Annotated in this window: 9 protein-coding genes and 1 pseudogene; 5 read left to right on the top strand and 5 right to left on the bottom strand. The window is 63.3% G+C overall.

The features are described from left to right. Positions 1–256: 256 nt before the first annotated feature. Entirely contained in the window at positions 257–1,132 is an 876-nt protein-coding gene (locus tag AC3WRN_RS16540; protein ID WP_492623805.1) for an ImmA/IrrE family metallo-endopeptidase, read from the bottom strand. Then, the gene (locus AC3WRN_RS16535) at positions 1,129–1,452 is read right to left on the bottom strand and encodes a helix-turn-helix domain-containing protein (protein ID WP_492623804.1); all 324 of its coding nucleotides are present in this window, start codon (positions 1,450–1,452) and stop codon (positions 1,129–1,131) included. The genes AC3WRN_RS16540 and AC3WRN_RS16535 overlap by 4 nt, the downstream gene beginning before the upstream one ends. 714 nt (positions 1,453–2,166) lie before the next feature. On the opposite strand from AC3WRN_RS16535, the gene AC3WRN_RS16530 reads away from it, so the two are divergent. From AC3WRN_RS16530 to AC3WRN_RS16510, 5 genes and pseudogenes are all read left to right on the top strand, one after another. Then, positions 2,167–2,337 carry a hypothetical protein gene (locus tag AC3WRN_RS16530; protein WP_492623803.1) on the top strand — a complete coding sequence of 57 codons (171 nt, stop codon included), beginning with the start codon at positions 2,167–2,169 and terminating at the stop codon, positions 2,335–2,337. A gap of 987 nt (positions 2,338–3,324) precedes the next feature. Then, positions 3,325–4,119 carry a trypsin-like peptidase domain-containing protein gene (locus tag AC3WRN_RS16525; RefSeq protein ID WP_492623802.1) on the top strand — a complete coding sequence of 265 codons (795 nt, stop codon included), beginning with the start codon at positions 3,325–3,327 and terminating at the stop codon, positions 4,117–4,119. A gap of 367 nt (positions 4,120–4,486) precedes the next feature. Then, a pseudogene (locus AC3WRN_RS16520) lies at positions 4,487–4,698 on the top strand (transposase); the annotation flags it as partial. A 213-nt stretch (positions 4,699–4,911) separates the two neighbouring features. Continuing rightward, positions 4,912–6,537 carry a methyl-accepting chemotaxis protein gene (locus AC3WRN_RS16515; RefSeq protein WP_492623801.1) on the top strand — a complete coding sequence of 542 codons (1,626 nt, stop codon included), beginning with the start codon at positions 4,912–4,914 and terminating at the stop codon, positions 6,535–6,537. Positions 6,538–6,555: 18 nt separating this feature from the next. Continuing rightward, complete coding sequence (locus AC3WRN_RS16510; protein ID WP_068094330.1) at positions 6,556–8,361, top strand: GGDEF domain-containing protein; 1,806 nt, start codon at positions 6,556–6,558, stop codon at positions 8,359–8,361. An 18-nt stretch (positions 8,362–8,379) separates the two neighbouring features. On the opposite strand, the gene AC3WRN_RS16505 is transcribed toward AC3WRN_RS16510, so the two are convergent. The 3 genes from AC3WRN_RS16505 to AC3WRN_RS16495 all read right to left on the bottom strand — a co-directional run. After that, positions 8,380–9,234, bottom strand: coding sequence for a CHAD domain-containing protein (locus AC3WRN_RS16505; RefSeq protein ID WP_082823566.1), 855 nt, complete (start codon positions 9,232–9,234; stop codon positions 8,380–8,382). Positions 9,235–9,403: 169 nt separating this feature from the next. Next, the gene (locus AC3WRN_RS16500; protein WP_492623800.1) at positions 9,404–10,270 is read right to left on the bottom strand and encodes a DUF2182 domain-containing protein; all 867 of its coding nucleotides are present in this window, start codon (positions 10,268–10,270) and stop codon (positions 9,404–9,406) included. A gap of 3 nt (positions 10,271–10,273) precedes the next feature. Continuing rightward, positions 10,274–10,958 (bottom strand): DUF899 domain-containing protein (locus AC3WRN_RS16495; protein ID WP_492623799.1); only part of this gene is annotated, 685 nt, incomplete at its 5' end.

Genomic DNA, 10,958 nt, shown 5'->3' with positions numbered 1-10,958 from the left:
CACTGGCTGACCGATCAGGTCAAACAAGCCAGCTCATGACCTCGGTTATGGGGTGCGGAATTCGAGGGCAAGGTCAGCCCTCTAAGGTGGCCGGTACGGCGGAGCGCACCTTGGCCGCGCACGAAAACACGACACCAAACTCGCACAGCGGCCCGCACACTTAGCCGCTCGCCGAGCGACGCATACACATCCATCCCGGTCATTCCTGGTCTTGAGCGTCGCGCTGGACAACCGTCTGCCCCAAGGCACGATTTCTTTAACGCTCGCTATCGTTCCAAGCGGGCCAAACCTTTGCGGATCGGGGCAGGTGCAACAGCGTCAGCGTTGCATCATATTGGTCAGCTCGGATCTTCATTTCCCGTAGCGAAAACTGCTCTTCGGCCTTGGGGAACCAGACTGACGCGGTGGTTTCCCTGCCAAGCCGATCATGCGCTACAGAATCATCACCGGCCAGCGAGTTCTCTGGAATCGGGATGGGGCTACCTCTTCGAGTCGCAAAAAAAGCACCGGCCTTCATCGCGCGATTGCTCGAATGGGCCCAGTCGATGAAACCATCTTTGGACATGACGAACACCGCGGACTCTTCGGTGCATTCGAGCCACTTTAGGATGGCGGCGGTGAGCGATACGCCATAACGATCTGCACAATGGCCGAACAAATCCAGCGATATCGGTGCTGATTTCAACTGGTCCCGGTAGTCATCCAGTGGCATCAGCAAATAGGAAGCAAAGAGGTCTGATTCCGCTTCGATGTTGCGACCATCGGCCTTCCAATTGAGCATGTCTTTGTCGGTGCACTCGAAGCGGTCACACTCAAGACGATGAAGGATGTAGTGGCCCAGTTCGTGGGCCTGTGTGAATCGTATACGACCGTCGGAAGTCAGGTCCTTGTTGTAAAGAAGCATCCACCGGGAGCGAGCATCGTTGGCGAACAAGGCTCCCTCAAAGCCAGGGATACTTTCCGCCCTCACATCCGTGATCGGATCCTTCCACCCGAACAGATTCGCCGCCTCCATCGCCAGCTCTGTGACGTTGACCGGGAAGCGAGGTGTCCCGTGATAGTTCGAAAACAGATTTAGCTGTTTCGTGATGCGAATCGCTGCGCGAGTTGGCGTCCATGCCTCGGTGCTCATCTTGCCTTCCTGAAGGTGTCGAGGATGCGCCGCAACTGTTCTTTGTCGGATGCGTCGAGCCTCTGATAATTTCGAAAAAATGCTTCATCCAGGTGGTGTTCCCTGGGTTGGGCGACTTCATCGTCCAGAAAGTAAGCCGTGGGCACCCCAAGCACCGTGGCGATAGCGCCAAGCTTTTCAATGGAGGGGTTGGACTGGGGCCGGTTCTCCAGCTCCCACAGGTAGCTCTTGCTGATGCCAACCTTCTCCGCGAGCGCATCAAGAGTGAGTTTCTTGTCCTTCCTGAGTGTGCGCAGTTTTTCCCCGAGGCTCAGTCCCATATCACATTCCGCTTTCCTGAACAAGGGATACTTTCATACACTATACCGAATTTTCGGTTTGACAACAGCGAACTTCACCTGCGACACTTCACCGCAGTTGTTCGTTATAGTGTCAAATTGAAATCGGTGTCAGCGATTCGTTGAATGTGTAACCCATTGCGGTCATAGATCTTTTCGCTGGATGCGGGGACTGGCACTCGGCACTGTAGAGTGCTAGCCTGAACGCAACAAAAAAGGCCTGGCAGAAATTGCCAAGCCTTGAAGTCAGTTCTTTTAAAAATCAGATTGATCTGGGTGGTCGGTGACAGCCGGCCTCCCAACAGAAAACCATACCCGTATACATCCCGTTGGTGTGGTCTCTGGGAACTGTCGTAAACAGTCCGAGGAGTATCGAGCACCTAAGTTGCTCTGTCAAATCGTGCTCAATCCTAGAGTTTTTGGTGGGGTGCCTGACAAGGCCACAGTCATGCCAAATACGGCAGCCGCTGCTCCCTCTCGTCCGGGTTACAAGCTTATCTTCAGGGCGTTCATCACCCTGAAAAACGGCAAGAAGCTTTATGCATCTTCCGTGGGCCTGAAAGCCTGGCCGATTTGGGTGCCCGAGTAATCGGGTGCAGGCGGGGGTGGGTTTCCACCCCCGTGCTGCACAGCTAGCCGCTTGTGCATGGGGTCCTTCAGCGACATCAACCTCAACGCTCTAAGGAGAGCAAAACCATGGCAACAAATCCACCCAAAGGCGACGGCCACCGCAACGGTGCGGTGCGTGATCGTTCGCAAACCCAGACGCCCTCTGGGCACTACGTCAAACGCAACGCCGACACCGGCCGCTTCATGGACGTCAAGTCCGATATGAAGCCGTTCAAGGGGGTTCGCAAAGAGAAGTGAGGTCGTGGCGGAGTCGAGTTCTGGCTCCGCCATTTCATTCCATCTTTGCTATGCGGCGGGCTACGCCGTCCCTCGGAGAACAGCTTATGGCGTCATACAAAAACGGAAATTTTCTTCAGCAAAACCTGAGTGAAGCGTTCGATGCTAACCATGCCCCTGGCGTGCAGGCACCCAATCCTGGCATTTACCGATGCACAGGATGTGGCGATGAGATCGGTATTGCGAAGGGGCATACCTTGCCTCCTCAGAATCATCATCAACACACGCAGGGGCAAGGCGCTATTCGCTGGCAGTTGATCGTTTTCGCAGTCAGTCGCTAGCAACTGCTTGATGCATCGTTGACGGTAGAGCAAAGCGACGCCTGCAAAAGGACTATCTCTCCCGGTGGCTTGGTTACGGCTGGGCCGACGTAGATCGAGCTATAACCTGCACCGACCAGCGCGCCACGCTGCTTGGAGTAGGTGCGTTGCGAGCGGATGAGGCCCTAGAGTTCGTTATGCCTTTACCACCGAGCCTGGCAGGCAAACTCACATGGCGAAGAATCACCGTAACCCTCGCGTGGATCACACCAACCAATCCGACGCATCATCAATATCGTCGAGCTAAGTTATGGGTGACTCAGAGTTCGAACCCCCTGCGTGTTGTCCGAGCGAACACCGATGAAAACGCTCCAAAGCGCGGAACCGTGCAGCACGAGGTTTTTGAGGGCGAGGACGCAGTTGCCTTCGTCGACGGATCGACTTTCTCATGCAAGGTGAACTGCGCGGAAGAAGCTGGTCGATGGGAGGGCGCCGTTCGATTCGCAATCTGCGTATCTCTCGAAGTTTCTGTCGACACGGGCATTGAGGTATACCAAGAAATCCGACAGCGGATCGCTGCGCAGGTGCCTATCCTGCAGCCATAACGCTGTAGTCGCATGCGTTCAATAACAATAGAGTGCTTTAGATGAACGAGGACACGCAGCGCTTCAGTGTGACGATACCCACCATGAAGTCGCTGCTCATAGAGATGTGCTTCGGCGAAACCGTTTTGGCGACGGGCACCGCTTTCTTGGTTGCCTATGATCGAGAGTCCCACTGCGCTTTGGTAACAAACAGGCATAACGTTACTGGTCGACACCAGGAAACTGGTGCGTGTAACAGCAGGACCGGTGGCGTCCCGGACAATATCGTCATCCACTTCCATAAGAATAGCGATTCTATTGGTGAGTGGCTGCCTGTTCGTCTTCCCCTGTATCGCGAGGATGGTTCGCCATATTGGTTCGAACATAGCAAGCTGGGTGTACGGGCCGATGTGGTTGCATTGAACCTTCACTGGGGAAATGACGTATCTAAGGTCCCTTACTACTTAGAAACTGAGTTGGACCGCTGTGGCATCGAGGTTGGCCCGGCCGAATCCGTCAGCGTCATTGGGTTTCCTTTTGGCTTGTCGTCCGTCGAACGCTTTCCGGTTTGGGCTACCGGGTTTTTAGCGCAGGAGCTAACGCTCGTAACGCCAGAGAATTCAACCTTTCTGATCGACTGCCGAACGCGTCAGGGCCAATCAGGATCTCCAGTCATTGCTTACCGCAGGGGCAATTATCGAAAGCGCACAGGTGATATAGAGTCCTCCGTCTTGTCGCCTCATCCTGTATGGGAATTTCTCGGCATATATTCAGGACGAGTCAACGCCGAGTCAGACCTCGGCAGAGTTTGGCATGTGAGCGCGATCGAGGATGTCCTAGCCGTTGCGGCAGAAGACCAGAAACGACGTGAAGAGGCGCGGAACGCTAAGGGACCTTGACCAAAGGTGGCCAATACCGGTTTGATCCAGGTAGATCAAGCCGGCGGCATTGCGCAATGGGGGCGTGTCCTAGATTTTGTGTAAACGGGCCCAGGCAGCACACTGCGACTGCCCCCCTGAGACGCGGGCGCGCTAAGCAGCGAAGTCAACTTGCAGCAATGGATGGCGGGCGCAACCACAAAACTCGGCTCCGGTGGTGGCCAACTTATGCTTTACGGCTGCGGCCACTATATGGTTTCAAGAACAGACTTGTTGTGCAGACGAATAGAGTTTGCGCGTTTGCGCAATCTTCGCTAGCCACCGACGTCCCCGCTTTTGAGTAGCACCGTGGTTTGGAGTCCAATCCCCCATCCGAAGGAGATTGGACGTGAAGAAGCGGTTTACCGAAGAACAAATCATCGGCTTCCTGCGCGAGGCGGAAGCCGGCACGCCGGTACCGAAGCAGTGCCGTGACAAAGCCTCAGCACAGCGACGTTCTGCTGGTGGCGCAGCAAGTTTGACGACGTGGATGCACCGTTGATGTCCCGGTTCAAGGAATTGCAGGACGAGAACCGACGCCTGAAGAAGAGGTACGCCGAGGCCAGCTCAACGTGAACCGACCCGGATACTTCGGCACACGACGCTGATCTTTCACGTACGCCGACTATGCTGGGCTGGCGTATTACGCGAAGCGCCATGGATGTTTCAAATCACTGAAACAAAAGAGAAATATTTTAAGTTTCCCTCAAGCTCCCGATCCGATCTGCCGCTAAGCAAGCTCCCCCGACAGCCGGTATCCCCATGTTTCCGCGATTGCCTCTCCCCTCCCCGTCCTCGTTTGGTGCACGCCTGGTTGCCCGTCTCGCGGGTACGGTGGCGCTGCTGTTGCTGGTACTGCTGGTGTCGGCCGGATTGCTCAGCCGCTCCGACACGCGGCTGCAGAGCGTCGTGTCCGAAACACTCGCGCCTGTCTCGGCGGTGGGACACATCCAGAACGACTACAACGCGGTGCTGCAGACGCTCACCCATGCCGCACTCACCGAACTGCCCTCGTCGGTCGACGATGCGCAGACGCTGATCGGGGCGCGCCGCGTGGACATCGCCAAGTACCGGCAGCGCCTGCTGGATAGCGGCCTGGGAGCGAAACAGAAGCAGTTGCTCGGCCTGATCGACGCGCATCGCGCGGCGGCCGACCAGGCAGTGGACGACACCATGCAGCTGCTCAAGGCGGAACAGTTCGATCTTGCGCGATTGAAAGTATCCAACGACGTGCACGACGCGTTCGGGCCGCTGCAAAGCGACTTCTCCAACCTGTTCGGCCTGGCGCTGGACGATGGCCAGGCCATGGCTGCCGTGCAACACCGGGTCAACCGGATCGGCCTCTATGCCCTGGTCGCGCTGGCGCTGGCAGCGATGGGCCTCACGCTGTGGATGGACTTGCGCATCCTGCGCCAGCTCACCGGACGGCTGGTGGCTGCCACGCGCGTGGCGTCGCGGATCAGCGAGGGGGCGCTGGGCGCGCCGGTCGACCCCGGCCGCAACGACGAGATCGGTCGCCTGCTGGCCGGCCTCGGCCGCATGGACAGGAAGCTCGTGCAGGTGGTGAGCCGTGTGCGGCAGCGCGCCGACACCCTCAACCAGGGCGCGTCGAGCATGGCCGACGGCAATGACGCACTGAGCCAGCGCACCGAGCTGCAGGCGATGCGGCTGGAGCAGGCCTCCGGTGCCATGTCCCGCATCGCCGCCACCCTGACCGGACATCGGCAGCTCGGCACGCAGGCCGATCGCGCGGTGGACGAGGCACGCCGCCAGGCCGGGCTGGGCCGCGCCGCGATAGGCGAGGCGATCGATGCCATGGGCTCGATCGAACGCAGCAGCCGCAGCATGGGTGACATGCTCGATCTCATCGACCAGGTTGCCTTCCAGACCCGGTTGCTGGCGCTCAACGCCGCAGTCGAGGCTGCGCGTGCCGGCGAGCATGGCAAGGGTTTCGGCGTAGTTGCCACGGAGGTCCGCGAACTGGCGCAGCGCAGCGCGGAGACCGCGCGCGACATTCGCCGCCTGGTCGCCGGCAGCGAAGAAGCCGTGCGCAGCGGCCTGGAGCGGGTGAACCGCACCGGCGAGGTGATCGAGAACATCGGCAGCAGCGTCGACCGGCTGGCCGGGACGGTGACGGCCATCCTCGCTGCAGGCCGCACGCAGGGGGACGAGATCGCCGCGGTCAGCCAGGCGGTGATCGCCATGGACGCGATGACCCAGGAGAACGCGGCGCTCGGCGAGCAGGCCGCGGCCGCCAGCCGCGCTATGCTGGAGAGCGTCACTGCCTTGGTGCGCGACGTGGGCTTCTTCACCCTCCTGGACGAGACGACCGCACCGGCTCCGGATCGAGCTGCCGCCAGGGAACGGCTTGTCCTGCTGCCAACCGAGGCGCTCGCCTGAGCACGGAACTCCCCCGCCATGACCCCAGCCCACGGCCTGGACCACCGCAACGCCTCACTGCTCGACCAGATCACGGGCGGTACCGGCCTGCGCGCGATGTTCCAGCCGATCGTGCGGCTGGAGGCCATGACGGTGGTCGCGCACGAGGGCCTAAGCCGTCCGGCCGAGGCCGCCGGCGGCCTCAGCGTGCTGGACATGCTGGACTTGGCGCGCGCCAAGGGGCGGCTGGGCGAATTCGAACTGCTGGCTGCACGCACCGTGTGCAGCGCGTTCGCGGCCCAGGGCGGCCAAGGCCGGCTGCTGGTCAATCTCAGCGCACAGGCCGTGCTGCACGGCGGCCTGCGACCGGATCAGGTGATCGAGGCGTTGTCTGGCGCGGGCATCGGGATGGAGCGCATCACGGTGGAGATCACCGAACGCGATATCGTCGAGAATCCCGCCGAGCTGGCCCATGCGCTGGGCTACTTGCGCGCCCGCGGCGCGCGCATTGCGCTGGACGACTTCGGCAACGGCCACTCCAACTTCGAGATGTGGAACGAGCTGCACCCGGACGTGGTGAAGATCGACCGTTACCTGGTCAACGGGCTGGCGCGCAGCGCGGAAAAGCTCGCCATCGTGCGCGCGCTGTGCAGCGTGGCCGAAACGCTCGGCGCGGATCTGGTCGGCGAAGGCGTGGAAGAGGCGGAAGACCTTCGCATGCTGCGCGAGCTGGGCATCTCCTACGCGCAGGGCTACCTGCTCGGCGTACCCCAGCCTTTCCTCGCCGCCGAGGTGCGGGACGAGGCGCGCGACGCCATCCGCATCCATGCCGTCCCGGTGCCGCCGCGCCCCCGCGGGCCGGTCACGCAACGGCCGCTGCACGCCGGGCACCTGGTGATCGCCGCGCCGAGCCTCACCATGCAGCAGCTCAACGACGACGTGGCCACGCTGTTCGGCCGCAACGAGTCGCTGCATGCGGTGGCGGTGACCGACCGCGACCGGCCGGTCGGCCTGATCAATCGCCGCGTGTTCGCCGAACGCATGGCGCAACCGTTCGCCCGCGAGCTTTTCGGGCGCAAGTCCTGCGTCAGTTTCATGCACGCCGAACCGCTGCTTTGCGACGAGCAGCAATCGCTGGACAGCCTCACCGACGTGTTGCGCGGCGAGGACCAGCGTTATCTCACCGACGGCTTCATCATCACCCGCGAAGGGCGTTACCTCGGCCTTGGCACCGGCGAGTCGCTGGTGCGGCGGGTCACCGAGCAGCGGATCGAAGCAGCACGCTATGCCAATCCGCTGACGTTCCTGCCCGGCAACATTCCAGTCACCGCCCACATCGAGCGGCTGATGCGCGAGCAGCGGCCATTCGTCGCCGCTTACATCGACCTCAACGACTTCAAGCCCTTCAATGACCAGTACGGCTACTTCCGCGGCGACGAGATGATCCGCCTGCTGGCCGCCATCCTCACCGCCAGCATCGATGCGCGGCACGACTTCGTCGGCCACATCGGCGGAGACGACTTCATGATCCTGTTCCAGAGCGGAGACTGGGAAACGCGCTGCCGGGGCATCATTGCCGAGTTCAACGAGCGGGCCCGCACGCTGTTCGACGAGGATGACCTCGCGTTGGGCGGCATCGAGGGCGAGGACCGCCGCGGCGCACGGCAGTTCTTCGCGCTGACCACAGTGTCGATCGGCGCGGTGCAGGTGCCCGCGCAGGCGCCGCGCCGTCCCGAACTGATCGCCACGCTGGCCGCGCGCGCCAAGCGCCACGCCAAGCGCGAGCGGCTGGGTTTCCATGTGCTCGCCGTCATGGGCGGCGAACTGCCGGAGCCGGCCATCTGAACGGGACGCGGTCTGGCGTCAACCCGCCTCGGCGTAGCCGGCGCGCGCCGCACGCATCGCGACGGCGAGCAGGGTGCGAAGGCGCTGGTCGTTGCGGACGCGATCGATCCGCCGCGCCAGCCGGCACAACAGCTGCACGTCCTGCAGGCGCCCCAGCCGATCGGCCTGCTGCTTCAGGCGATGGCTGCCCGGCAGTCCATCGAGCGTGATCGCGGCACCAAGGTCCTGCGCCTGCTCGATGGACTCGACTTGCAGGCGCAGCCGGCGCAGACGCCGGCGCCAGCGATGACGGTTCGGCGTGGTCGGCGAACGGTTCGCCTTGCGCGCCGCGCGCTCGACGCGACGCTGGCTGCGGCTGATTGCCTGCTTCATGGCGCGCGTATCGAGCCGTTGCCAGGGCAGGGCGGCCAGCTCGGCGCGGACCGCCGCCACCGCGCCACGTCGTGCGGCGAACGCCGGATCGAGGCGCAGTGCATGGCGGGTGATCCGGTCACGCTGCCGGGTCAATTCCTTCACCAGCCTTTGCCGAAGCCGCGGCGAGGGCGCATCGTCCAGGGCCTCGGCGGCGAGCACGGCCACATGGGCATCGCGCAGGTGCGAGAGACCTCTGCAAAGACGCTTCAGCCGGGTATCGATCCGGTCCAGCCGGGCGCGCCCGGCCGGGTCCAGCGCCGGCCTCAGCAGCGCGAGCAGGGCCCGCTGGACGCGCAGGCCCTTGCGCGCCCGGTGGATCCCGTTGTGCCGGTGCCGGGCATCGGCCAGCGCCCGCCCGACCCTCCGGCCAAGCCCTTCCGCCATTGCCGCCAGCAACGCGCCGGCGAGTGCCGCAGGTACGTGGGCCGGGTCTTGAAAATGAGTCTTCGGAACGGACATGGAGCCCCATTCGTCGGAAAGACGACCGAACCGGCCGCCAGTCGCGCGAGTGTGCGCCTGTGCCACGCTTCAACCAATAGCCCCCATCGGGCCAACGCCCGCAGCGTGTCCTTGCGGCACCGGCTCGCCGGCATCGCTTGCCGGCACGGCCAGCAACCGGCACTCGTCGCTAATGGAAAACGAGCCCACCGATTGCCGGCAGGATCGGCATCGCAGCCTGTGCGATCAGCACCAACCCCGCCCCGACGGCAACGGCGCCGATGGCTCGCGCGACGCACCAACCTGCCGGGGCGACGCGCTCGAGGGTGATGGCGACCGTCACGGCGGCCATGGCGCGCAGGTCCATGATGCCGATGGCGAGCAGGATGGCCGTCAGGTTGGCGCAGCTGCAGATGCAACGCAGGCCGAGACGCAGGCCGTGGCGCCAGGCGATGCCAGCGCCCGCCGGCAAGGGCCGGCCGCGTCCCGGCATCTCCTCACGGCACCGGGCAAGGCGACGCGCCTTCCATGCGCTGAACTGCAGCGCGCCGGCAACCAGCACGACCACGCCGGTCGCCACCGGAACGGCGCACGCCCAGACCGGCAGCCGCATCGCCAGCGCCGCCAGCGCGACGCCCGGCGGGTATACGGCCAGGCCGAGCGCGCTCCACGCCGCGAAGTAGCCGGCGCCCAGCAGCGCCACCTGGCGATACGGGCCAGTGCCGCCATCGCCGATGGCCCGGCGGTAGCGCCACAGCACCGGCAGCAGCGACGGCAGCATCATCGCCGCCATCATCACGACCCACATGCCGAGGAACGACGCCGCGGCGCCGGACCATGTCTGCCCGCACATCCGCATCCAGGCCATCCACAGCGCCCAGCCGCCGGGCATCGGCAGTGCGCCCACTGCCGGCATCGACGTGCACGCGACGATGGCTGTCCCCGTACTGGCGGCGAAAAGCAGCGCCGAGACGCCGCCAAAGACCCGCCGGGAAGTGCGCCAGGAAACCTTGCACGACGGGTGCGCCCCGGCACCGATGGCGGACGCGACATCCATTGCTCAGGCGCAGCAGGACTCGCTCGCGCCTTGCGCCGGCGCGGCGTACTCGTCGTGGCGACGCCACCAGATGCCGTCGTCCTCGTTGCGGCCCAGCGGCGCGCGATCCAGCCACTGGTACGCGCCCCACAGGCCGTCCAGCCCGCGCGCGTAGGTGGAATAGGTGTGGTAGGCCACGCCGTCCTCGAGCACGAACGCGCTCATGCCGGGCAGCTCGCGCAGGAAGGTCCGCCCGTCGACGCCGCACATCGCCGCGAAGGCGTTCGGCGCGTCCGGCGTCGAGCGCGAGATGGGCGGCGTCTGCTGGAAGTTGTACTCGTAGCCTTCGCTTTGCTGCTGCTCGGTGAAGCCGACGCCGTAATCGGCGTTGAAGTCGCTGCCGGACGACGACGCCCAGGGGAAGGTCCAGCCCATGCGCCGCTTGTACGCCTGCAGTTTCGCCAGCGGCGCCCGCGACACCGCCGTCAGCATGACGTCGTGGTGGGCCAGGTGCACGGCGAAGCCGTTGAAGCCGTCCGCGATCATCGAGCAGGACGGGCAGCCCGCCATGTAGTCGGGTCCGAACATGAAGTGGTAGACGAGCAACTGCGAGCGGCCCTGGAACAATTGCTCGGTAATCCCCCCACTTTTAACTGACAGCAAAAGTGGAGCTAAGCGGCGAGCGCCAATTTCTGTATCGGCGTGATGC

The sequence above is a fragment of the Rhodanobacter sp. FW101-FHT13A11 genome (genome assembly GCF_058790335.1).
This window is presented reverse-complemented; position numbering and strand designations above follow the sequence as displayed.